General features: G+C 29.9%; 29 protein-coding genes. 1 reads left to right on the top strand and 28 read right to left on the bottom strand.

What is annotated here, in order from left to right; translation table 11 throughout:
- Positions 1-268 precede the first annotated feature (268 nt).
- Positions 269-520 (top strand): 30S ribosomal protein S20, encoded by a 252-nt coding sequence (rpsT, locus tag NR218_RS00495; protein WP_017176203.1) that lies wholly within the window; start codon positions 269-271, stop codon positions 518-520.
- Between the two features lie 41 nt (positions 521-561).
- Here the strand turns inward: rpsT and holA are convergent, their stop codons facing one another.
- The 28 genes from holA to alaS all read right to left on the bottom strand — a co-directional run bounded on the left by holA (position 562) and on the right by alaS (position 24,754).
- Positions 562-1,536: a DNA polymerase III subunit delta gene (holA, locus tag NR218_RS00500; RefSeq protein WP_070443261.1), complete on the bottom strand. Its 975-nt coding sequence runs from the start codon at positions 1,534-1,536 to the stop codon at positions 562-564.
- A 70-nt stretch (positions 1,537-1,606) separates the two neighbouring features.
- On the bottom strand, positions 1,607-3,796 hold the full coding sequence (locus NR218_RS00505; protein ID WP_265883185.1) for a DNA internalization-related competence protein ComEC/Rec2: 2,190 nt from the start codon (positions 3,794-3,796) through the stop codon (positions 1,607-1,609).
- Complete coding sequence (locus tag NR218_RS00510; RefSeq protein WP_017176200.1) at positions 3,790-4,254, bottom strand: ComE operon protein 2; 465 nt, start codon at positions 4,252-4,254, stop codon at positions 3,790-3,792. Before NR218_RS00510 ends, NR218_RS00505 begins: the two co-directional genes overlap by 7 nt.
- A gap of 66 nt (positions 4,255-4,320) precedes the next feature.
- Positions 4,321-4,983 (bottom strand): helix-hairpin-helix domain-containing protein, encoded by a 663-nt coding sequence (locus NR218_RS00515; protein ID WP_049419718.1) that lies wholly within the window; start codon positions 4,981-4,983, stop codon positions 4,321-4,323.
- 52 nt (positions 4,984-5,035) lie between these two features.
- A complete protein-coding gene (locus tag NR218_RS00520; RefSeq protein WP_019834856.1) occupies positions 5,036-5,767 on the bottom strand; it encodes a class I SAM-dependent DNA methyltransferase in 732 nt (243 codons plus the stop codon).
- Position 5,768: 1 nt separating this feature from the next.
- Positions 5,769-6,122, bottom strand: coding sequence for a ribosome silencing factor (gene rsfS / locus NR218_RS00525; protein ID WP_002449779.1), 354 nt, complete (start codon positions 6,120-6,122; stop codon positions 5,769-5,771).
- Positions 6,123-6,707, bottom strand: coding sequence for a bis(5'-nucleosyl)-tetraphosphatase (symmetrical) YqeK (gene yqeK / locus NR218_RS00530; protein ID WP_017176197.1), 585 nt, complete (start codon positions 6,705-6,707; stop codon positions 6,123-6,125).
- Positions 6,697-7,266, bottom strand: coding sequence for a nicotinate-nucleotide adenylyltransferase (locus NR218_RS00535; RefSeq protein WP_049420492.1), 570 nt, complete (start codon positions 7,264-7,266; stop codon positions 6,697-6,699). The genes yqeK and NR218_RS00535 overlap by 11 nt, the downstream gene beginning before the upstream one ends.
- A gap of 4 nt (positions 7,267-7,270) precedes the next feature.
- Positions 7,271-7,561 (bottom strand): ribosome assembly RNA-binding protein YhbY, encoded by a 291-nt coding sequence (gene yhbY / locus NR218_RS00540; RefSeq protein WP_017176196.1) that lies wholly within the window; start codon positions 7,559-7,561, stop codon positions 7,271-7,273.
- A 6-nt stretch (positions 7,562-7,567) separates the two neighbouring features.
- Positions 7,568-8,374: a shikimate dehydrogenase gene (gene aroE, locus NR218_RS00545; protein WP_019834855.1), complete on the bottom strand. Its 807-nt coding sequence runs from the start codon at positions 8,372-8,374 to the stop codon at positions 7,568-7,570.
- A 12-nt stretch (positions 8,375-8,386) separates the two neighbouring features.
- The gene (yqeH, locus tag NR218_RS00550; protein WP_049419717.1) at positions 8,387-9,487 is read right to left on the bottom strand and encodes a ribosome biogenesis GTPase YqeH; all 1,101 of its coding nucleotides are present in this window, start codon (positions 9,485-9,487) and stop codon (positions 8,387-8,389) included.
- On the bottom strand, positions 9,488-10,015 hold the full coding sequence (locus tag NR218_RS00555; RefSeq protein ID WP_017176193.1) for a YqeG family HAD IIIA-type phosphatase: 528 nt from the start codon (positions 10,013-10,015) through the stop codon (positions 9,488-9,490).
- Positions 10,016-10,042: 27 nt separating this feature from the next.
- A complete protein-coding gene (locus NR218_RS00560; RefSeq protein ID WP_017176192.1) occupies positions 10,043-10,729 on the bottom strand; it encodes a 5'-methylthioadenosine/adenosylhomocysteine nucleosidase in 687 nt (228 codons plus the stop codon).
- A 167-nt stretch (positions 10,730-10,896) separates the two neighbouring features.
- Complete coding sequence (locus NR218_RS00565; RefSeq protein ID WP_017176191.1) at positions 10,897-12,135, bottom strand: NRAMP family divalent metal transporter; 1,239 nt, start codon at positions 12,133-12,135, stop codon at positions 10,897-10,899.
- Between the two features lie 12 nt (positions 12,136-12,147).
- The gene (pxpA, locus tag NR218_RS00570) at positions 12,148-12,900 is read right to left on the bottom strand and encodes a 5-oxoprolinase subunit PxpA (RefSeq protein ID WP_048680291.1); all 753 of its coding nucleotides are present in this window, start codon (positions 12,898-12,900) and stop codon (positions 12,148-12,150) included.
- Positions 12,900-14,261 carry an acetyl-CoA carboxylase biotin carboxylase subunit gene (locus tag NR218_RS00575; protein ID WP_019834851.1) on the bottom strand — a complete coding sequence of 454 codons (1,362 nt, stop codon included), beginning with the start codon at positions 14,259-14,261 and terminating at the stop codon, positions 12,900-12,902. Before NR218_RS00575 ends, pxpA begins: the two co-directional genes overlap by 1 nt.
- A 16-nt stretch (positions 14,262-14,277) precedes the next feature.
- Complete coding sequence (locus tag NR218_RS00580; RefSeq protein ID WP_019834850.1) at positions 14,278-14,718, bottom strand: acetyl-CoA carboxylase biotin carboxyl carrier protein; 441 nt, start codon at positions 14,716-14,718, stop codon at positions 14,278-14,280.
- 2 nt (positions 14,719-14,720) lie between these two features.
- The gene (locus NR218_RS00585; RefSeq protein ID WP_265883187.1) at positions 14,721-15,725 is read right to left on the bottom strand and encodes a biotin-dependent carboxyltransferase family protein; all 1,005 of its coding nucleotides are present in this window, start codon (positions 15,723-15,725) and stop codon (positions 14,721-14,723) included.
- Entirely contained in the window at positions 15,715-16,443 is a 729-nt protein-coding gene (gene pxpB, locus NR218_RS00590) for a 5-oxoprolinase subunit PxpB (protein WP_048680284.1), read from the bottom strand. Before pxpB ends, NR218_RS00585 begins: the two co-directional genes overlap by 11 nt.
- Before the next feature lie 336 nt (positions 16,444-16,779).
- A complete protein-coding gene (gene greA / locus NR218_RS00595; RefSeq protein WP_017176185.1) occupies positions 16,780-17,256 on the bottom strand; it encodes a transcription elongation factor GreA in 477 nt (158 codons plus the stop codon).
- Between the two features lie 57 nt (positions 17,257-17,313).
- Positions 17,314-17,937 carry a uridine kinase gene (udk, locus tag NR218_RS00600; protein WP_017176184.1) on the bottom strand — a complete coding sequence of 208 codons (624 nt, stop codon included), beginning with the start codon at positions 17,935-17,937 and terminating at the stop codon, positions 17,314-17,316.
- Complete coding sequence (locus NR218_RS00605) at positions 17,937-19,205, bottom strand: peptidase U32 family protein (protein ID WP_019834847.1); 1,269 nt, start codon at positions 19,203-19,205, stop codon at positions 17,937-17,939. Before NR218_RS00605 ends, udk begins: the two co-directional genes overlap by 1 nt.
- A gap of 13 nt (positions 19,206-19,218) precedes the next feature.
- The gene (locus NR218_RS00610) at positions 19,219-20,142 is read right to left on the bottom strand and encodes a peptidase U32 family protein (RefSeq protein ID WP_017176182.1); all 924 of its coding nucleotides are present in this window, start codon (positions 20,140-20,142) and stop codon (positions 19,219-19,221) included.
- Between the two features lie 2 nt (positions 20,143-20,144).
- Positions 20,145-20,780 carry an O-methyltransferase gene (locus NR218_RS00615; protein WP_025987143.1) on the bottom strand — a complete coding sequence of 212 codons (636 nt, stop codon included), beginning with the start codon at positions 20,778-20,780 and terminating at the stop codon, positions 20,145-20,147.
- Between the two features lie 260 nt (positions 20,781-21,040).
- On the bottom strand, positions 21,041-21,355 hold the full coding sequence (locus NR218_RS00620) for a DUF1292 domain-containing protein (protein WP_017176180.1): 315 nt from the start codon (positions 21,353-21,355) through the stop codon (positions 21,041-21,043).
- 14 nt (positions 21,356-21,369) lie between these two features.
- A complete protein-coding gene (ruvX, locus tag NR218_RS00625; protein WP_017176179.1) occupies positions 21,370-21,798 on the bottom strand; it encodes a Holliday junction resolvase RuvX in 429 nt (142 codons plus the stop codon).
- The gene (locus NR218_RS00630; RefSeq protein ID WP_002448947.1) at positions 21,799-22,059 is read right to left on the bottom strand and encodes an IreB family regulatory phosphoprotein; all 261 of its coding nucleotides are present in this window, start codon (positions 22,057-22,059) and stop codon (positions 21,799-21,801) included. It abuts the gene before it with no gap.
- 64 nt (positions 22,060-22,123) lie between these two features.
- A complete protein-coding gene (alaS, locus tag NR218_RS00635) occupies positions 22,124-24,754 on the bottom strand; it encodes an alanine--tRNA ligase (protein ID WP_019835422.1) in 2,631 nt (876 codons plus the stop codon).
- Positions 24,755-24,802 lie beyond the last annotated feature (48 nt).

A 24,802-nucleotide genomic window follows, 5' to 3' on the forward strand; every position in this document is an offset into this window, starting at 1 on the left:
TTTTTAATCATTATTTGCAAATTTAAGAGAAAAGAATCATCATGTGAAGATTCTTTATTTACTTTTAATTTTAAGATTTTTCTTAAACTACATAACAATTATAAAGTGTTGTATAAAGGTTTCCAATAGTTAATATCGTTCTTTTTGTAAATAAATAGGTTTAATGTTAATAAATGATTGCACAAATATTCATGTTTTGATAAAATATTTCTTGTTGTAATCAAAATAAAATTTGATATGCTTAGATCACTTTTAGGAGGTGACAGTAATGCCAAATATTAAATCTGCTATTAAACGTGTAAGAACAACTGAAACTGCTGAAGCACGTAATATTTCACAAAAAAACGCTATGCGTACTGCAGTGAAAAATGCTAAATCAGCAATTGAAAATAATGCTGATAATAAAGCTGAATTAGTTAACTTCGCAATTAAATCAGTTGATAAAGCTGCACACAGTAACTTAATTCATTCAAATAAAGCTGACCGCATTAAATCTCAATTAATGTCTTCAAGCAAATAATCATTTAAAAAGTTCAAGCGATTAGCTTGAACTTTTTTTATTTATAAAGAAAGAATAAATAATTCTAAAATCAGTTGTTTATCCATATATGAGGATTTTAACTTATAATCAGTTTCTGCACATTGATCAATAATATTTAACAAATGAGTTAATTGATAATGTTTTACTTGATTTAAAGCCAATTTAACTCGGTATGGGTGCACATTAATTGTTTTAGCAATTTGTTGTCCGCTATATCCTTTTCGACTTAAAATTTTACATTGATAATATAATCGATAATTACTTGTTATTAATGCCAATAGTTTAATAGGTTCTTCTTTCATTACTATTAAATCTTTAATAAGTTGAATGGCTTTATATTTTTCCCCTTTTTGTATATATTCAGTTAAAAGAAAAACATTTTGTTCTAAACTTCTATTAATAATCTCTTCAACATCTTTTTTATTTATAGTTGTTCGCTCTCCTAAGAATAAAATGATTTTTTCTAATTCTTGCGAAACTATATTAAAGTTAATACCAGTTAATTCTATAAATAAATCTAATGCATCCTGTTTAATATCTTTAAAATTTTCATGAAGTTTATTTTTTATCCAATTTTTAATCTCTTGTTCAGACATCTGTTCAACTTTAGCTAGCTTGCTTGTCTTTTTTAAAGTCTTAGTAATTTTCTTTCTTTCATCTAATTTATTTTGATACACTTCAAAAATGATAAAGTTTTCTCCATCATATTTTTCTAAAAATTCGTTTACTTGTTCGTTGTTCGGTTGGATATCTTTTGAAACTTTCTCACCTGTAAAGATAAAAGCATTTTTAACAACAATAGCTTTTTTCTCTGAAATAAAAGGCATTGTTAATGCTTCTTCTATAATCTGATTAAAACTTGTATCATAAAGATTATATTTAACATAGTTAAAATCGTCTTTTTTTTCATTTAAGTAACTTTCTACGATGTCATTACTTTTTTTCTCCACTAGTTCTGGCACTTCTCCGTATATAGCCATTATATTATTAACCATGTAAACTTGCACCCTTTCAAAATTCTACCATTAAGTTATTATAGCATTGTGTAATTATTATTCTCTATCATTAACTTCTATTAAAGGATGCTATAAGTTGATTATCGAGATTTAAAGTGATTTCTCCATCAGTTTGAGTATTGTAGATATGAGAATTAATTTTCTCTAATTTATCTATCGTTTCATTATTAGGCAAATGAAAAGTATTATTTTTTCCACTTGAAATAATACTAATTTTAGGTTGTATGATTTCTAAAAAATATTTTGAACTACTTGTTTTACTGCCATGGTGTCCAACTTTTAGAACATCAATTAACGGTAAATGATATTTCTTTAATAATAAATTTTCATTTTCTTCAATTGCGTCGCCCATCAATAATAATTTGTAATTTTTGTACTCTATTAATGAAATTATACTTTGTGCATTTTTGTCTTCATTGGAATCAATAAAAGCATTTAAAAATGATATTTTAGCTTCTTTCAACTGAATATTATTAGTCTCTGAAACATCAATAACTTTTATATGATATATACTACAAAATGTATGTATAGTTTTAATTTGATCGACTGAATAACTTTTTATATATAAATACAAATTTTTAATTCTTATATTTTGTGCTAAATAAGGAAATTCGCCTATATGATCATTATGTGGATGAGTAAGAATTAAGTGATCAATTTTTGATATTCCTCTAGATTTTAAAGTAGGAATAATATGATATTGCGCAATATTATGATTATCTTTAATCTTCGTTTGAACTACTTTACCACCAGTATCTACCATCACAGTTTCATTATTTTTTGTTTGAAAAAGAAAACTATCACCTTGACCAACATTTAAAGCAGTAAACGTCGTTGCTAATGGCTGATTAGTTAATCTTATAAATATTATAAATAAGATAATTATAATTAAGAATGCTCTATAATTTTTATAACATATAAATATAGTTAGTAGAGTTAATAAAATGAAACAGTAGAGTAGACTTAAATTTGATTGATCAGCGATATTTATTTGGTAATTTCTAAATAAAATGAACGGTTGCATTATTCTATCGTGCAGTTCAAATAATTGATTTGCAACCATATTTATACATCGCAAGTCACTAAAGAAATGATAGAAAGTAAATAGAACAATAGAAAGTGGAAAAATAATGAAAGAATATAATGGAACAAATATGACATTAGAAATAAAACCAATCCATTGAAACTGATTAAAATGGTAAATACTAATAATCATGGATGAAAATTGAGCGATAATTGTTATATAAATATAATTCTTTAAAATTGATTGATTATTAAATAATGGCTTAGAAAATAGTATAAAAAAAGAAATAATGAAAGAAAATTGAAATCCAATGTCATAAGCAAAATTCATATTCCAAATTGTCATAAATAAAAAGACCAACGATAATACACTTATAGACGAAATTTTAAAAGTCTTAGGGATAATAAAAAAAGTAATAGCGGTTAAAACTGCTCTTATAGCACTCGGTGCAAAATTTGTATAAAAAATAAATAGTATTAGTATCATAATAATAAAAATTCGTATGAATAATTTTGGAATATTAAACCTGACCAAACTATATTGAATGATAAAAATAATGGTAGCAACGTGTGATCCACTGACAGCAAGTAAATGATAAATACCTATCGCTTTAACTTTATCTAAGTAATCTGTATCAATTGCACTAGTATCTCCAGTAATTAAAGCTAAGACTCTCTCTGGATATTTTAACGAAGAATGGTATAACTTGTTTTGAATATAATTTAGGTGTTTATCTATAAAACTTATATGATTAACTTTAGTACAATGTTTATTATCTATTTGATCGATATAAACATAGACTTCATTATGAATACTATTTGTGATATTTCCATTAATTTTACATTCTCGATTTTTTAAATCTTTAGCTTTCAATTGTGGACTTTTAAAAGTAAAGTGATAATTATTATGTTTATATTGAAATTGTCCTTTAATAATTTGATTGAATTGTTTTATATCATTTTGAAACGTTACTTTTGAATTTATATTACTGTGGACTTTTAAATTTTGGAGTATAAAATGATTTGTTTTCAAAGTATGGTGTACTTGAAATAAAGCTAGAAAGAAAAAGGATAAAATTAATAAATAGTGGTATAAAGGAATACTCTTTCGATACACAATAATTAATATAATAGCAAATATTAAAATTGAAAATAATTTAAGATGAACCCATAATATACCACTTAAAAAAGAAAGTGCATATAAAACAACTAACATTCTTTAGTTAAAAATTCAGCTATTTTATTAGCAGAAAATGGTATTTTTTCATACTCAATACCTGCTTGATTTAATAATTTAATAGCATATTTATGATTATGATAATCTTTTGCATAGTATATTTTCTTAATACCTGCTTGAATAATAGACTTAGTACAGTTTAAACAAGGAAAATGTGTGACATATATCGTTGCATTATCTGATGATACACCTTGTTTTGCGCATTGTAATAATGCATTCATTTCTGCGTGAATGGTTCTAATACAATGACCATCTTCTATTAAACATCCTACATCAATACAGTGAACTTCTCCTGCTACTGAGCCGTTATAACCTCCTGCAATTATTCTATTGTCTTTTACAATTGTTGCGCCTACTGATAGTCGTTGACATGTAGAACGTAATGCAAGCAAATGGCTTTGTGCCATAAAATATTCGTCCCATTTTATTCTATCCATAAAGTTCAACTCCTTAAAAAAATATATATCTATTATAATTTATATTAAAAATTCTTCCAATTTAATTTATGTAGTAAAGTAATCTTTAAGTTTCTCGAAAGTTTTCCCTCCAATTCCTCTTACTTGTTTTAAGTCTTCAACCTTATTAAATTGTCCCTTTTCCTCTCTGTATTTAATAATCTCTTTCACTTTAGTTGGACCTATACCTGGAACATTAAGCAATTCTCTTTCATTTGCTGTGTTAAGATTGACTTTAATACTTTCAGAAGTATTTAAATCACTTTGATTAGTGGGTGTAGCATTTAGTTTCGTTTCATTTTTATTAGGTATATAAATCATTTTTTGATCAGTAAGTTTTTCAGATAAATTGATTTTTGTAATATCAGCATTTTCAGAAACTTTAGCTTTTTTTAGTACATCTTTAACTCTATCGTTCTTTTTCATTTCATAAACATCTGGTAATTTAACCGCTCCTTTGACATCTACATAAATAGTTGAATTTTCTTTAGAAGAAGTGGATAAATTATTATCATTTTTATTTTTATTATATTTTTCATTATTATTAAATTGGCTATTGTTAGCATTAGATGTTGTCATATATTCTGAAGGCTCATTATTTTTCATAAGCATGAGAATCACTATAAAAAGTAACACTACTGCAATTAAAATGATGATATGAGTCTTCCACTTAGTTAACAATTGAATTATTTCATTTCTATACTTAAACAAAAACTCATCTCCTTATATGTATAAACGTATAAGAAGATGAGTTTACTTTATTTTATTTATAAGCAACAAAAAACAATCTGTCACCTTTTTCATTATGATTATTGATGTCAAAGTCTACAAAAGTTTCAATACGATTAAATCCAGTTTGTTTTAACAATCGAATATAGAAATCCTTTTCAAATGTTCTTTGATAATGTGATTCATTAAAACGGTGATAATTACCATTATGCTGTTTTAAAAAGAAACTCATATCATGATAAACACTATAAGGTTCTTCACCCTTTATAGCTTCCCACGCTAAAAATATATCATCATTATCATCAATATAACATTGATTATTAAATGCTGTGTTCATTTTATATATCGTATGAATATCGAATATAAACATTCCTAAATCAGATAAATGATTAAATACACAATTAAACGTATTTACGATATCATCAATATCAGGTAAATAATTCAGGGAATCACAAAATATTGTTACAACATCATATGTTGTATTTAATGAAAAATCGGTCATGTCACCTTCTAACCAAGTAACTTGATTAGATTTATTTGCAGCAATAGATAACATGTCTGTACTTAAATCCATGCCGGTAACCGTGCCAATAGAAGGAAGTAATTGCGTTAAACTTCCGGTGCCACAACCAATATCAAGAATATTCATTGAATCATTAGAAGACATTGTTCTTGTATAATATTTTACAATATTAAACCATTCTTCATAAGGTTGATCTTGAGTAAGCTGATCATAAACTTTACTCATTTCAGTGTATTGCACCATTTTAATATGCTACCTGATTATATGATTCTATTGGAGCATCTTGATAAAGTTTCTCTATATTATAGTAATTGCGTTCATCTTTATGGAAAATATGAACTACTACGTCTGCTAAATCAATTAAGACCCATCTTGCACTTTGATAACCTTCCATACGCTTTACTTCAATATTATTTTCATGCACTTTTTCTTTTACTGCTCTAGCAATTGATTGAACTTGACGTTCATTGTTACCGTGACACACTACAAAATAATCAGTCATATCACTAATACCTTGCATATTAAGAGAAACAATATCTTCTGCTTTTTTATCTTCTGTCGCTGTGACAGCAATATTTAATAATTCTTCTGAATTCATTTAATCATCCTTTATCTTTTGATCACTATAATTATAATAATTTAAACATTCAATCGTAGAACCATAAACAGTAATATCTTTACTAATTAAAAATAGCACTGTTCGCTTTGATATTTCATAAATTGTTTTATCTAAGCTACCTTGATTGTATGCCATATCTCTAATTTCTTCAACTCCTGGAGTTTTTCTACCAGGTTCTATATAGTCAGCAATAAATACCAATTTTTCAGTTTTTGTCATTTCTTTACGACCAGTAGTGTGATATTTAATGGCTAATAATGTTTCTTCATCTTCGATGCCATAATCAGCCTTCATTAATGCTGCACATACAGGTCCATGAAGAATTTCACTTCCATAACTTAACAAATTGCTATCTAAATCATGTTGGCGAACGACTTGATACATTTTTCCTAAATCATCATATTTACAATAATCATGTAAAATGCCTGCTAACTCTGCTTTACTTTTATCTCCATCATAGATTTCAGCAAGCTTAACTGCTGTGTCAGCTACTCTAAGAGAATGTTTAAAACGCTTTTCGGGCAATTTATTTTCGATAAGTTTTTTTGCTTCTTTAGTGTTCATAGAATCCTTCCTCTCTAATATATTTACTAACATTTCGAGGGACTAAAATATCAATTGTTTTTTTATCTTTTACACGTTGTCTAATCATTGATGAACTAATATCCATTCTTGGAATAGATATGGAAATCATATTTTCATCAACCCTTTGAATATTTTTTTCTCTATTTACTACTATAAAGATAATCATTTGCTTTAATTCATCTATTTTATACCATTTATCAAGTTGATCATATTGGTCTGATCCTATTACAAAATAAAACTTATCGTAAGGATTTTGGTCAATTAAAGCTTTTAATGTATCATACGTATAACTTTGACCTTTTCTTTCTAATTCTGCATAACAAATATTTCCGAAACCTAACTGCTCGATTACCATATTAATCATTTTGATGCGATAATGAGCATCTAAGTAATCGTTATGTTCTTTAAGTGGAGCCATATAACTTGGTAAAAAATAGAAAACATCCGGTTTAATTTTATGAAATACTTCATTAGCTACTAACATATGTGCAGTATGAATAGGATTGAATTGTCCGCCGTATAAAACAATTTTTTTCATAGAATTATGGTAATGAAATTTCCTTATTTTCTTGAGATTCTCTATAAATGATTATCATTGATCCAATGACTTGGACCACTTCACTATTAGTAGCTTGACTTAGCGTTTGGGCTAAATCGTTTTTATCATCAAAATTATTTTGAAGTATATGAATTTTAATTAATTCTCTATTTTCAAGTGTTTCATCTATTTGACTAATCATATTATCATTAATTCCAGCTTTACCTATTTGAAAAATTGGATCAATGTTATGCGCCAAACTTCTTAAATATCTTTTTTGTTTACCTGTTAGCATAGCATATTATTCTCCTTTTAATTGATTTAAAACTGCTAATTTCATTTCTTTAATTTCAGCATCTTTGCCAGTCCATATTTTAAAGCTCTCAGCACCTTGATATACAAACATATCTAGACCATTATAAATAGGGTTACCCTTCTCTTCAGCTTGTTGTAAAAATGATGTTTTATAGGGAATATAAATGATATCACTTACCAATGTATTCGGTGATAATTGATTGAGACGAATTACACTCTCTTTATTATTATCTAATCCTGCTGATGTTGTATTAATAATAATATCAAACTCATCAAGATATTGTTCAGCTTGTTGTAGGGTAATCGCATTAATATCTAATTTCCAATTATCAAAGCGACTCATTGTTCTATTCGCTATAGTTAATTTAGGCTGTACACATTGTGAAAGTGCAGTTGCAATACCTTTGCTTGCGCCCCCAGCTCCAAGAATTAAAATATATGCATTAGATAAGTCAGGATATACTTGTTTTAATCCTTTTACGTATCCAAGACCATCAGTATTATAACCAATCCATTTATTCCCCTCTATTTTCACAGTATTCACTGCACCTACAGCTTTAGCTTGTTCATCAATATCATCTAAGAATGGAATGATGCGTTCTTTATGAGGAATAGTAACATTAAATCCACTTAAATTTTTTTCAGTTATTATTTCTTTAATATTATCGAAATCTTGAACCGGTATATGCAATGCTTCATAAGTATCATTTAAACCTAAAACTTTAAAATTAGTATTATGCATCACTGGTGATAATGAATGTGAAATCGGATCTCCTATCACTGCAAATTTCATTATGAATCCTCCCTACATAATAGATTGTCTTAAAACAACATCAACACTTTTAGGAACTCGGACAATCACTTTTGCACCTGCTTCGATTGTAATAAAGCCCAATCCAGAAATCATAATGTCACGTTTTTCTTTCCCTGTTTCTAGACGTACAGCTTTCATATCACTTATATTAAATTTTTCTGGATTACTAGGTGGACTTAATAAATGTCCTATTTGCTTTCGCCATAAATCATTTGCCTTTTCAGTTTTAGTTCTATGAATATTTAAATCATTAGAAAAATAACATACAAGTGGTCGTTTCCCACCAGAAACATAATCTATCCTAGCTAATCCACCGAAGAATAAAGTTTGTCCCTCATTTAATTGAAATACACGTTGTTTAATTTCATTCTTAGGAATAATCACTTTTAATTCTTTTTCAGTAACATAATGGGTCATTTGATGCACTTGTATAATGCCAGGTGTGTCATACATAAAAGTTTTCTCATCTAAAGGAATATCTATCATATCTAATGTTGTACCTGGAAATCTTGATGTTGTAACGACATCTTTTTCACCTACACTTTGCTCAATTAATTTATTGATTAAAGTTGATTTACCAACATTTGTAGTACCAACGATATAAACATCTTGATGATTTCTAAAACGGTTGATTGATTCTAAAAGTGCATCAATACCCCATCCTTTATGAGCTGATATTAATACCACCTCTTCAGCTTCTAATCCATACTTTCTAGCTGTTCTTTTTAACCATTCTTTTACACGACGTTGGTTAATTTGTCTTGGTAAAAGATCTAATTTATTCGCTGCCAAAATGATTTTCTTATTTCCTACAATTCGTTTTAAAGCATTAATAAACGATCCTTCAAAGTCAAAAACATCAACTACGTTAACGATAATCCCTTGTCTATCGGATAATCCATTTAATAAATTTAAAAAATCTTCACTATCCATTCCTACATCTTGTATTTCATTATAATTTTTTAATCTAAAACAACGTTGGCATATAACATCATCTCTAAATAAATTATGTTCTGGCACATACCCAGGTGCGTTTTTATCTTCAGATTGTAAAGGAGCGCCACAACCGATACATTTTAAAGTTTCATCCAATCAATTTTCCTCCCATGTAATATAACCTTTTCTTTTAAAATAGTTTAATAATCGACGTTCGATTATTCTATTTAGTCTAGTTAAAAATCCATCTGTCTTTTTGACAGGAACTACCATGATAGTATATAGACCGTTATTATTGCCACCAAGTACGTCTGTAAGCATTTGGTCACCTATAACGATTGTTTCTTCTGGTTTAATATTCATGTGTTGTATCGCTTTTTTAAAAGCTCTTCCCATAGGTTTTCTAGCTTTAAAGATAAAATCAACGTCTAAGTCTTTCGAAAAACCGGAAACACGTTTTTCATTATTATTTGATACTATTGTAATCGTTAAACCTAAATCATTTGCCTTTTTAAACCATTCTTGTATTTCTTTCGTTGGTGTTTTAACGTCCCAACCTACTAATGTATTATCTAAATCTGTAATAATACCTTTAAAACCAGAATTTGCTAATTTTTCAATATCAATTTGAAATACAGATTGTACATAATCATTAGGCATAAAATATGTTTTAATTAATCCCATTCATTTCACCTTTAAGTTATTTATTTTTTATATTTCATTAACCAACTGTTCAACAATTTTACTTGATGATTGAGCTGCTTTACCAAGAAACTCTTCAAACGACATCTCTGCTTCCCCATTTGCTAAATCAGAAACAGCACGAGTAACGATAAAAGGTAAATTAAATTGATAACAAGTTTGAGCAATAGCCGTTGCTTCCATTTCAACTGCCATAGCTTTTGAAAACTGACGTTTAATTTTTAATCGCTGTTCACTACTACCAATAAAACTATCGCCACTTACAATTTGACCAATTTTAGCGGTTAAATTTTGTTGTTTTACAACTTTTTCAGTTAATTGGAGTAATTGTTGGTTAGCTTCAAATTGAGCTGGCATTTGAGGTATTTGACCGATGTCGTATCCAAAGGCAGTTGCATCTGCATCATGGTACATCACATTATTACTAATTAAAATATCTCCAACTGATAAACTATCATCTAAAGCACCAGCAGAACCTGTATTTATAATCAATGTAGGTTTAAATTTTTCAATTAATAGTGTTGTCGAAATTGCAGCATTTACTTTTCCAATTCCACTTTGTGTTAAGACAACATCTTTATTATTTAGTTGCCCACGATAAAATTTTACATGTGCTACTTCAATCTCATTTAAATTCACTAATTTATGTTTTAAAATCGCTACTTCTTCTTCCATAGCTCCAATAATTCCAATCATATTTACACCTCAACTTTAATCTTAGCACATGTTATTCTAACATAATTTCTAGTTCATCACGACTAACTTTTTTTATTAAATCATCTTGAAAAATATTTAATAAAAAAACTGTCGATACAGTTAAACACTGTCGACAGTTAAATTTTAAATTACATATTTATTTATGGTTAACCTTTCCATAAAGTAGCTAAATCTTGTAGAGACAATACACCTGTTATAATTGTAACAATAACTGCTACAATGCCAAATACTAACATCCATATTGGATGTTTATAATCTCCAACAATTGATTTTTTTCTACTCGCTATCAATATTGCACCCAAAGTAATCGGTAAAATCCATCCATTTATTGCTCCTGCAATAATCAATAAACTAATTGGTTTTCCAATTAATAAGAAAATTATTGTTGAAATCACGATGAAGACAATGACAATCAAATTATTTTTATTAAATAATGATTTGTGTAATGTTTTTAAGAAAGTTGCACTTGTATATGCTGAACCAATCACTGATGACATTGCGGCTGCGAAAATAACAACTCCAAAAATATTTTTTCCTATTGGTCCAATAGCATGTTCAAATACTGATGCTGGCGGATTATCTGCATTTAAAGTGACACCTGTCACTACAACTCCAAGTACTGCTAAGAATAATAATGTTCTCATAATACCTGTAGTTAAGATACCTGCAATAGCTGAACGATTCACAAATGGTAAAAACTCTTTACCTTTCATTCCAGAATCAAGTATTCTATGTGCACCAGCAAATGTGATGTATCCACCTACTGTTCCTCCAACTAAAGTAATGATTGGTAAAATTAATTTAATAGGATGTTCTGGTGCAACTGTATGAACAAGTGCATCACCATAGGGAGGGTTAGATACAACCATGACATAAGCTACTACTAATATCATTATTACTCCTAAAATCATTGAAACAATATCCATAATTTTTTGACCACTTTTACTTACAAATATTAAAATTGCAAAAATGGCTGTAATAGCTGCTCCCCATTTAACATCAAGTCCAAACATTGCATTCAATCCTAAACCTGCACCAGCTATGTTCCCGATATTAAAAGCAAGTCCTCCAAAAGCAATCAATATTGAAATTAAAGTTCCTAATCCAGGTAACACTTTATTTGATACTTCTTGACCACGTAAACCTGTTACAACTAATACGCGCCAAATATTAATTTGAGCTCCAATATCAATTAATATAGATATTAAGATTGCAAAAGCGAAACTTGCATAAAATTCTGCCGTAAACACAGCAGTTTGAGTTAGAAATGCAGGACCGATCGCTGATGTAGCCATTAAAAATACAGATCCATAAAGTAAGCGTCTATGACTTTTTGTAAATTTAAAATTGTCTTTATCTTGTTTTTGATTTAAATTTTCTTTCATTAGAAAACCCCCTTATAAGGATTGAATATCAATGCCTTCTTTCGTTAATTTTTTTCTTATTTGTTCAACAAATTCTAGTGCATGTTTACCATCACCGTGAACACATATTGTATCTGTTTCCAAATCAATTTCTTTTCCATTGCGACTTATCACTTTGTTTTCAGTTACCATTTTCAAAACTTGTTTTAATGCTTCGTCAGAATCAGTAATGACTGCGTCTGGTTCTTTACGACTAACTAATTGACCATTATCTTCGTAACGTCTATCAGCAAATACTTCAGAAGCTGTTTTCAATCCGATTGCTTTAGCTTCAGATATTAATAATGAATTAGATAAACCTACAAGCACTATAGTAGAATCAAAATCGTATACTGCTTTTGCAATTGCTTTTGCAATTGCTTTATTTTTAGCACCCATATTATACAGTGCACCGTGTGGTTTAACATGATTTATTCGTGTTTGGTGTACTTTACAAAATCCTTCTAAAGCACCTAACTGATAAACTATTAGGTTATATACTTCGGTAGGACTAATATCCATCTTTCGACGACCAAACCCTTTTAAATCTGGAAGTCCGGGATGAGCGCCAATACTCACATGATTTTCTTTAGCTAATTTTACTGTTTGATTCATTACATTTTCATCACCCGCATGAAAACCACAGGCTATATTAGCAGATGTAATTAAAGGAATGATATCTTTATCACCTCCAAATGAATAGTTACCAAATGCTTCACCTAGATCACAGTTTAAATCAACTTTCATCATAATTTCACTCCTTTAACTATTTGATGTTTTTCAAGGAATTTAATATCAACTTCTTCTGCATTTCCTTTTGCATATGGTGGGTAACTTAATACTGCATATAGAAAATCAGCCGTAGTAGTGAAACCATCAATTACCATTTCATCAAGTGCCACTTTTAATTTGTTAATCGCAGAAGTTCTATTAGAGTCTTTTACGATAACTTTTGCAACTAGTGAATCATAGTAAGGAGATACTTGATAACCAGCATATAATAACGAATCTACTCTAATATTAAAACCTTGAGGTAAGTGTAGACGTTTAACTTTACCTGGAGTAGGTTGGAATTTCTTTTCTGGATTTTCAGCGTTGATACGTGCCTCTATTACATGACCATTGAATACAATATCTTCTTGACTGAACGGTAATTTATTATGTAATAACAAATATAATTGTGCTTGTAATAAATCTCTATCTGCACGCATTTCAGTAACAGTATGTTCTACTTGTATTCTTGCGTTCATTTCAATAAAGTAATGTGCATCTTCAGTAACTAAAAATTCAATAGTACCAGCACTACGATAATTAGAAGCTTTTGCAACTTTGACAGCATCATTACATATTTTTTCACGTCGTTCTTCAGATAATGCTGCACATGGTGCTTCTTCTATTAATTTTTGATTTTTTCTTTGGACTGAACAATCTCGTTCACCTAAATGAACATAATTTTCTTTTCCGTCACCAATCACTTGAACCTCTACGTGTTTTGCAACAGGAATAAATGCTTCCACATACACACGATCATCATTAAAATATTTTTGACCTTCACTTTTAGCTTCTTTTAATGATTTTTCAAGTTGATTTTCTTCTTTAACAATTCGAATACCTTTACCGCCACCACCGCTTGCGGCTTTTAATACTAAAGGATATCCTATGTCTTTTGCTAATTCTTTAATTTCTTCTACAGAATTTACTGCATCTGTTGAGCCAGGAATAACTGGCACTCCTGCTGAATGAACAGTTTGACGAGCAGTTATTTTATCACCCATCATTTCCATTGTTTTTTTGTTAGGGCCAATAAAATGAATATCATTTTCTTCAACTTTTTGGGCAAATGTTGTACTCTCCGATAGAAAGCCGTATCCAGGATGAATAGCATTAGAACCTGTGATTTCAGCTGCACCAATAATACGCTCTATATTTAAATAACTATCTAAAGGATTTGCTTCTCCAATGCAAACTGCTTGATCAGCCAAGCTTACATGAAGACTTTTTTCATCACCTTTAGCGTATAATGCAACAGTTTCTATTCCCATTTCTCGACACGCTCGAATGATACGTACCGCAATTTCTCCTCTATTCGCTACTAAACAACGATACATATTTCTGTCCCCCCTTTTACTTCACTTTAACTAGAACTTGATCGTATTCAACGTTTGTACCATGTTCAATAACAATGTCGGTAATCTCACCATCTATATCACTAGTCACTTCATTCATTACTTTCATTGCTTCAACATATCCGATAACATCACCAGATTTAATGTTATCACCTACTTGAATTATAGGATCCGTTAATTCCTTGCTATCTTGTAAGAAAAATGTGCCTACCATAGGAGAAGTAATTGTTTTTGCTGAATCATTTGAAGGGTTATTTTCTGAAATATTTTTATTTTGAGAATGTCCTTCAGATTGTATTACTGGAGTACTATTATTTTGATTGTTACTTTGTTCAGTAAAATCTAATTCGATTTCGTTTTTGTTATCTTTATATTTAAATTTTTTTACATCATTTGATTTTACAAGTTTAATGACTTCTTCTATTTTTTTAATATCCATAACTATCTCTCCTCTGTAATGATTGTAGTCAATTTCTTTGCTGTCGGTCTCATTTCGCTCATATTAAAGGTTGGTGATGTGTTAATTTCAGTTTTTAAATGATTAAAGTGATTTAGATATTGTTCCTGAGCCTTTGTAGCCTCTTCAATCGTTGACCACTTAAATCGAATTAAATCTCCCGGCTTAAATTGAGCAATTTTATTTAAATCCAGTTGAGTGACTGTAGCAATTTTCGTATAGCCACCTATAGTTTGTTTATCATTTAATAAGATAATAGGATTACCATCATTTGGGACTTGAATGCTTCCTAAAGCAACAGGTTCTGAAATAATATCTGCTCCAGTTTTAGGAGGAATACACTCACCATTAAGACGATATCCCATTCTATCAGATTTTTCAGAAACTTTATACTCCATATTAACGAGTTTATTTATACTTTCCTTTGAAAATGCTTCGATTTGTGGGCCAGTAATAATATGTATTATATTATCTTCGGGAATAGCATTATAAACTGTTGTTTTGCCCAAGTTTTGTTTGAAAGATAGATTTTCTTTTAAGCATATCAAATCTCCTTTTGATAATGGTCTTCCTTTGTAACCGCCAATTTTACTTCTAGTATGTGTCGAGTAACTTTCTGCTATTGGTTGAATATCTAAAGGATGGCCAAAGAAAATATAACCACGGGCGCCTGCAGTCACTGCTCCAACTTTCAAAATATCGCCTTTACATGCATAAATCACAGTATTAATATCAACTGTCTCTTCATTTAATTTTGCGTTTACATGTGCTCCTGTCAAAATAAATGTATTATCTTTATTGAATTGAAGTGTTGGACCGATAATAGTGTATTCAAGGCTGGGTCCATTATTACCAATTAAAGACTTACCAATTAAATAACTATATAAATCCATAGCTCCAGCACTTGAAAAACCAAGGTGTTGAAAACCAAATCTTCCTTCATCTTGAACAGTTGTGAACATACCAGGTTGAATAATACTAATCGACATGATTTAACACCCACTTTTCTTTATTAAATCGATTTTCTGCTATTTCACTTTGGATGTCGTTAAATGTATTTTCATCAATAGAATAAAACTTAATATAATCCCCCGCTTGATATAAAGACATTTCATTGTCATTGATATCAAATACTTTTAATGGTGTTCTTCCAATAATTTGCCAACCACCTGGTGAATCAGAAGGATATAAACCAGTTTGATTATTTGCTATTCCTACTGACCCTGCGTCAATGTTGACTCTAGGTTCATCTCGACGTGGAGTATGTAAACGAGAATCTAATCCGCCTAAAAATGGAAAGCCAGGCATAAAACCTAACATGTAAACGAGATATTCATTTTGAGTATGGATTTCAATGACTTCATCAGTAGTTAGTTTGTTATGTTTAGCTACATATGATAAATCAGGTCCGACTTCTGAATTATATAATACTGGAATATGTATGATCGTTTTATCTGAAATATCTTTAGCATGTTCACCATTTAACTGCTTTAAATCTAATATATCTATTAATTGATTAAAATTAAGCTTTTTATTATCAAAGCTTATCATAATTGCCCTATATGACGGTATCACATCTTTGATACCATCTATTCTTTTAGCGTGTATATGTTTAGTAACGGATTCAACATCTCTGTAATTACTTTCAGATATTTCTTCTTTAAAATAAAGTGCAATTGATTGTTCATTAATAATCTTTATTTCCAAAGATGATGGTCCTCCTTCAATTATAAATAACGTATTTCATTCTATATATTAGTAATATAAAATATCCACGTATTCATAGTAGTTTCATATGTATTTCAAATAGACAATAATAAAAGAAGGCGAGTAATGCATCGATGTAATCGCTTACCCCCTTTCAGTACAAGATATTTATATAATTTGTCTACATTGTTATTTAAGCATATATTTATATTTTTGTCATGTGAAAGTTCTAAAAATTAAATGAATGTACTTGCTTATATCTAATTAATAGTTAAATAATTATAAATATTTAACTATAAAAAAATCCAAAAATCAAAATGATTTTTGGATTTTTTGTTACTTAATATCAACGATTTTAACTTTCATTTCTCCACCATTTGGAAGTGGAACACGAACTTCATCATTTAAACTTTTACCAATAAGTGCTTTCGCCATTGGAGATTCATTCGAAATTTTTCCTTTAAACGCATCTGCTTCTGCAGATCCAACAATTTGATAGCTTTCTTCTTCATCGCCAGGTAATTCGACAAACGTAACAGTTTTACCAATTTGAATAACATTGTTATCACCGTTGTCTTCAATAATCAAAGCATATCTAAGCATGTGTTCAATACGTTGAATATCTTGCTCAATAAAACCTTGTTCATCTTTAGCAGCATCGTATTCTGAGTTCTCAGATAAGTCACCAAAAGATCTAGCAACTTTGATTTTTTCTACTACTTCAGGACGTTTAACTGTTTTAAGTTCTTCTAATTCTTGTTCTAATTTTTCATAACCTTCCTGTGTCATTGGATATTGTTTTTGATTTTCCATAAGTTCATCTTCCTTTTCAACAAGTTAATTTAATTCTGAAAAAATACATATTATTCGTTAATGCTTACCAACAAGCGTTTGTATTTTTGTTGTCATTATATCAATTGCTACCTTATTACTTCCACCTTCTGGAATAATAATGTCAGCATATTTTTTTGTTGGTTCTATAAATTGATTATGCATAGGTCTGACAACATTTAAATATTGGTTAATAACTGATTCCATTGAGCGCCCTCGCTCTTTTGTATCACGTACAAGTCTTCTTAAAATACGTAAATCAGCATCAGTATCAACGTATATTTTAACATCCATCATATCACGTAATGTTTTATTTTCCAAAGCAAATATACCCTCTACGATAATAACATCTTTAGGTTCAAATGCAATTGTTTCATCACTTCTAGTATGATTTTTATAATCATATGTTGGAACTTCCACCGCTTGACCGTTACGTAAATCCTTTAAATTACTAATCAGTAAATCATTATCAAATGCAAAAGGATGATCATAGTTAGTTTCAAGACGTTCTTCAAATGTTAAGTGCGATTGATCTTTATAATAATAATCTTGAGCAAGTAAAGCAACACTATGGCCTTCTAAATTTTTCATTATTTCATTTGTAACAGTTGTCTTTCCTGATCCTGAACCGCCAGCGATTCCGATGATTGTTGTCTGTGTCATTAGCCAATTTCCTTTCTCATCATATTATTAGGATAAATAGGATGATCCACTTTAATTTGAACAATTTGAAGAGGATGACGTGCTGCATCAAGGTGGTTTCCTTCTTCATCATAAATGACATCAATAACCTGTTTAAATGATTCAATTTCAGGTCCAAAAAATTCAATTTCTTGGCCTGGTTTAAAGTGATTTCTTTGTTGTATTGTAGCAATATGAGTTGCTTCGTCATAATCTAAAACTAATCCACAAAAATCATATGGTGACTTTTTATTTTGTTGAACACCAAACATTTGCTCTTCATATCCAGGCGTTCCTTCAAAGAAAGCAGGTGCTGTATCTCGATTAGCACATTTGTCTAATTCAATTAACCACTCTGGTTTAATTTTAAAATTATCTGGATCTTCTGCATATGCATCAATAACCTTACGATAAACTGATACTACCGTAGCAATATAATGAATAGATTTCATTCGCCCTTCAATTTTTAAAGAATCTATACCAATATCCATCATTTGAGGAATAGACTCAATTAATTTTAAATCTTTTGGACTCATAGCAAAAGGCACAACATCGCCATCTTGATAAAATAAATCTAATTCCCCCTCTTCATCAACAGCTAGTAAATCATAATCCCAACGACAACTTTGGCAACAACCACCTCTGTTAGAGTCTCGTGCTGTCATGTGATTACTTAAAGTACATCTACCTGAATAAGCAATGCACATTGCACCGTGAATAAAGGCTTCTATTTCGATATCAACATTGTCTTTCATTTCTTTCATTTCCATAGCGCCTGTTTCACGAGCTAATACTACTCGATCAAGTCCTTCTTCTTTCCAGTATTCCACAGCTTTGTAATTAGAAAGAGATTGTTGTGTTGAAAGATGAATTTCTAATTTAGGAGCTACTTTCTTACATGTTTCAATAATAAGTGGATCAGCTACAATAATTCCTGTTGCACCTGTAGCTTCTAATTGACGTAAATAATCTTCTAAACCGTCTATATTTTCATCATGAGCGATAATATTAGTCGTAACATAAATTTTTGCACCATAACGGTTTGCAAATTCAACGCCTTCTTTAATTTCTTCCATTGTAAAGTTATCAGCGTTAGAACGTAACCCGTATTCTTGTCCACCTAAAAATACTGCATCAGCACCATAGTGAACCGCAATCTTTAACTTCTCTAAGTTTCCAGCAGGCGCTAATAATTCAGGTTTTTTTATTTTTCTTTTAGCATTTACTTCCATTTCATTTAACGTCTTCATACTGGCGCCTCCCTTAATATACTGTTTGTTTATATAAGAACCCTTCATCAAACGGACGATGTTCAGGTTGAATTTCTTCTATTGGATCAATTAACATAAATTTTTCATCTTCATAAGCTTCTGGATCTTCATGATATAAGTCAATGGCTTCTCTATATTGTGCTGTAACAGTATTAATGTATGCTTCACTTTGTAAGATACCATCAATTTTAAATGAATCGATATTTGCTTCAAAGAATGGCTCTAATTCTTCAATTAAACAGATATCATTAGGAGACATAATATGAGTACCATTGTAATCTTCAAAAACAGGATATTTATTTTCTCTTTCTTCATCGTACAATAATAAATCTTGATCATTTTCACTACGTTGGATTTTCATTTGTCTATCTTGAAAAGTGTAATAATTACCCAATAACATACGTTTAGATTGGAACATACAAGTCATACCGTGAACCTGAACTTCAATTTCAACATTTGCATGTTTTTTGATATTTAAAATTTCATCTAGATTTAATTCACGTGCTAATACAGCTCTTTTAGCGCCTTTTCCACCCCAATAATTACATTGGAAATAATTCGTAACAATTGTTTCTGCATCCCAATTTAATGGTATCGGATTATCTTGTTTTTTAACATACATCACGACAGCAGGATCACCAAAAATTATTCTATCCACTCTTATTTCATGTAAAAATTCAATATAGTTTTCTAAGGCATTTAAATGATAATTATGAAAAATACCATTAACTGCCACATATACTTTTTTATCATGTTCGTGTGCTAAATTAACTGCTTTTCTAACATCTTCACGATTAAATTCTCCAGGTAATCGCAATCCAAATTTTTGTTCTCCAATCACAAATGCATCAGCACCGAGTTCTATCAATGTTTTCATATGATTTAAAGATTTTGGAGTGACAAGTAATTCAGTCATATTCATTCTCCTTTAATAGATATGGCTAAACCATCATCCATATTTAAAAAATTTGTTTTATAGTTCTTTTGTTTCATAAGCCAAGTATTATATTTTTGTACCTTTTTTACCATTTGCTTAACGTTTCTTGATCGTACAATATCTATATTAGATACAAATCCATGATACAAAACGTTATCAGTAATAACTAAGCCACCTTTTTTTAATAACGGTGTATAGTATTCAAAAAATTTTTGAGATTGCGCTTTAGCTGCATCGATAAATATCATATCATATAAATGATTGCTCACTTTATCGTACTGTGATAGCGCATCGCCCTCTATAAGGCGAATTTGATTTTCGTATTCAAATTTTTTAAAATTAAGTTTTGCTTGTTTTATCATATTCTCATTACGTTCAATAGTAGTAATAGAAATATCTGGTGAAACAGAAGCAAATTGCATCGAACTATATCCAATAGCAGTTCCAATTTCCAAAATATTTTTCGAATGATGAATTCTAATTAATTGTTTTATCATGTCTAAAGTTAATTTATCTACTATAGGAACAGCGTGTTCTTCTGCATAAAATCTTAGCTCTTCAATATTATTATCTAACTGTTCATGAAGATTTAATAAATAGGATTGATTTGATTCCACTTCTATAACTTCCCTTTTAATATCAATAAGCATAAAAATAAATCAGTCAACTAATATTACATTATTTAAAATAAAATAATAAACTTACTTTATATTTTAATGTATAAATATAGTAACTGACTGTATATTTAAAAATTTATGCTTATAGTAATTTAACTTTAAATATTTTATCATAATTCTAAATTAAATTTAAGTCTGAAATATTAAAAATCTCTAACCAAAGTACATTGATTAGAGATTTATTATTAACAAAAGACTGTTTATTCTTCCATATTTGTATTTACAACTTCTTCAATCATATCCCATTCTTCATCTGTTTCGATAGGAACAAGTTTACCACCATCACCAGATTCATCTGGTTCATTAATCATTGGAATGAGCTCAATCATGTCATCATCATCAGATTGAGCACCTTCTTCAGCTAAAATAACATACTCTTTTTTAAATTCTGGATGATAAAATTCTAGCATTTTTCGATATAAAACTTCATTTCCATTTTCATCGAATAACGTTAATAATTCTTCTTCATTACTAATATTTAATTCTGTATTATGATTGTGATTATGTTCAGTCATAATGATATTCTCCTTTATTGAATTGAATCTAAATAGCCTTGCAGTATGAAAACTGCTGCCATTTTATCAATTACTTTTTTTCTTTTTTGTCTTGAGACATCAGCTTCTAATAATGAGCGCTCAGCAGCCATGGTACTTAAACGTTCATCCCACATAATAATTTCAATATTTGGTAAAGCCTCTTGAAGCAATTCTTTGTATTTAAGAGATGCTTCTCCACGAAAACCAATAGAATTATTCATGTTTTTCGGTAATCCTATGACTACTGAACCAACATTATTGTCTTTTATGATTGAAACCAGTCTATCAATACCAAATTCTTCATTTTCTTCATTTATTCTTAGAGTGTCTAGTCCTTGAGCAGTCCAGCCCATCAAATCACTAATTGCGATACCTACAGTTCTACTACCTACATCTAATCCTAAAATTTTATGACTTAACATTTATTTATTATTCTCTTTTAAGTAGTTTGAAACGAGTTCTTCCATAATTACATCTCTATCAATATGTCGTATTTGATTACGTGCATCATTTTGACGTGGAATGTATGCAGGGTCTCCTGAAAGTAAATAACCAACAATTTGATTTACAGCATTGTAGCCTCGTTCTTCTAGAGTTTGATGTACGTTTTTTAAAACTGTTTGGACATTTTCTTTTGGAATTTCATCATAATCGAATTTCATAGTTTTATCAATATTTTCCATAGATGCGACACTCCTCTGACATGTATTAACTTACATATTAATTTTACACCAGTTGATTAAAAAGTTATAGGTTTTTAATATAATCTTTAATAAAGCGTAATGATTCTGAGATGTTTTCAGGTTGTGTGCCGCCACCTTGTGCCATATCTGGACGACCGCCACCTTTTCCTCCTACAATTGGAGCCATGTTTTTAATGATATCTCCGGCTTTAACCTGACTTGTAAGCTCTTTAGGTACAGCGGCAATTAACGAAACTTTTTCACCAACATGACTTGCTAAAATAATAATTGTATCTTGTTGTTTTGATTTAAAATCATCCATTGTTTGACGGATTTCTTTTGGATTAGATACTTCTACCTCTGTAGCTAATACTTTAAATCCATTAATCATTTCTACTTGATCCTCTATATTACCCATTTTAAGTGAAGTAATTTCCTTATTACGTTGCTCTAATTGCTTATTCAATTGTTTTTCATTTTCTTGAATTTGAACAACTTTATCATAAACTTGTTTATCTGATTTTACTTTAAGTTGTTCTTTGACAGAATTAAATTTATTCTGAATATCTTCAAAATATAAGAATGCAGCTTTACCGGTAAGTGCCTCAATACGTCTAACACCTGCGCCTGTACCTGATTCGCTTACAATTTTAAACAACCCTATTTCAGCCGTATTATCTACATGAATACCACCACATAATTCAATTGAAAATGGAGCCATATTGACTACTCTTACAATATCACCATATTTTTCACCAAATAGAGCCATAGCACCCATTTCTTTAGCTTCTTGAATAGGCATTTCTTGAATATGAACTGAAATTCCTTTCCAAATTTCTTCATTTACTCTTCTTTCAACTTGATCAATCTCTTCTTCTGTCATTGGACCAAAGTGAGAAAAGTCAAATCTTAATCGTTCACTTTCAACGAGTGAACCTGCTTGGTTAACATGTTCACCTAAAATCTCTTTTAATGCAGCATGTAGTAAGTGAGTGGCACTATGATTTTTTTGTATATCTTTACGTTCTTCTTTATTTACAGTTGCATCTACATGACTATTTACACTTACTTGTCCAAATTGAACTGTACCTTGATGTAAATTTTGTCCATTTGGTGCCTTTGTAACTTCTTGAACGGCTATTTCGAAATGATCATTTCCTACTGTTCCTTTATCTGCAACTTGTCCACCACTTACTGCATAAAATGGTGTTTCTTTTAAGATAAAGTAAACTGTTTCTCCAGCCTCAGCAGATGTAACAGTTTTACCATTATAAATTAAATCTGTTAAAATTGTTTGATATTCTGTTGTTTCATATCCAACAAATTGACTTTCAGTATTAATATTTTTTAAAACATCACTTTGAACTTGCATAGATTGTGAACTTTGTCTAGCTTCTCTCGCTCTAGTACGTTGTTGTTCCATTTCAGTTTCAAATGTTGCCATGTCGACTGTAATACCTTCTTGACTTGCTAGTTCTTCAGTTAACTCAATTGGGAATCCATACGTATCATATAATTTAAACGCATCTGAACCATTAATCTGATGTGTAGATTCTTTTGCTTGCGTAATGAGTTGATTTAATATAGATACACCCTCTTGAAGTGTTTCATGGAAACGTTCTTCTTCAGATTTAATAACACGTTTAATAAAATCCGATTTTTCTTTTACATTTGGATAATATGGCTCCATAATGTCAGCAACGATATCAACCAATTTATACATAAATGGCTCATTAATGCCAAGCGTTTGACTAAAACGTACAGCACGACGTAAGAGACGACGTAAAACATAACCGCGCCCTTCATTTGCAGGTAAAGCGCCATCAGAGATTGCGAATGAGATTGTTCTGATATGATCGGCGATGACTTTAAATGCTACATCTTGTTCGTTATTTTCAAGATATTTTTTTCCTGATATATGCTCTACTTCTTCAATAATTGGCATAAATAAATCTGTTTCATAATTGGTACGAACATTTTGGGAAATAGACGTCATACGTTCTAATCCCATGCCGGTATCAATATTTTTATTTGGAAGTGGTGTATAAGTATGATCCTTATTATGGTTATATTCACTAAATACTAAGTTCCATACTTCTAAATATCTCTCATTTTCACCGCCAGGATACATTTCTTCTGCTGGATCATTTTGACCATATGCTTCACCACGATCATAGAAAATTTCGGTATTAGGTCCTGATGGTCCTTCTCCAATATCCCAGAAATTCCCTTCAATTCTAATAATACGACTTTCTTCTAAACCAATATCTTCATGCCATAAACGATAGGCTTCAACATCTTCTGGATGAATCGTTACATATAGCTTCTCTGGTTCCATCCCCATCCATTTGTCACTAGTTAAAAATTCCCAAGCAAATTCAATTGCTTCTTTTTTAAAATAGTCACCAATTGAGAAGTTTCCAAGCATTTCAAAGAAAGTATGATGACGCGCAGTAAAACCTACGTTTTCAATATCATTTGTTCTGATTGCTTTTTGAGAGTTCACTATTCTAGGCTTTTTAGGTGTTTCTCGTCCATCAAAGTATTTTTTTAAAGTTGCAACACCAGAGTTTATCCAAAGTAACGAATCATCGTCAATAGGCACAAGTGGTGCAGATGGTTCTACCATATGACCTTTTTCAACAAAGAAATCAATATATTTTTGACGTATATCACTTGCTTTAAGTTTTTTCATTTTTTCACTCCTAATATAATTAATACATTTATAAATAAAAAAACGTTC

The sequence above is a fragment of the Staphylococcus sp. SUC_1.2 genome (assembly GCF_026222585.1).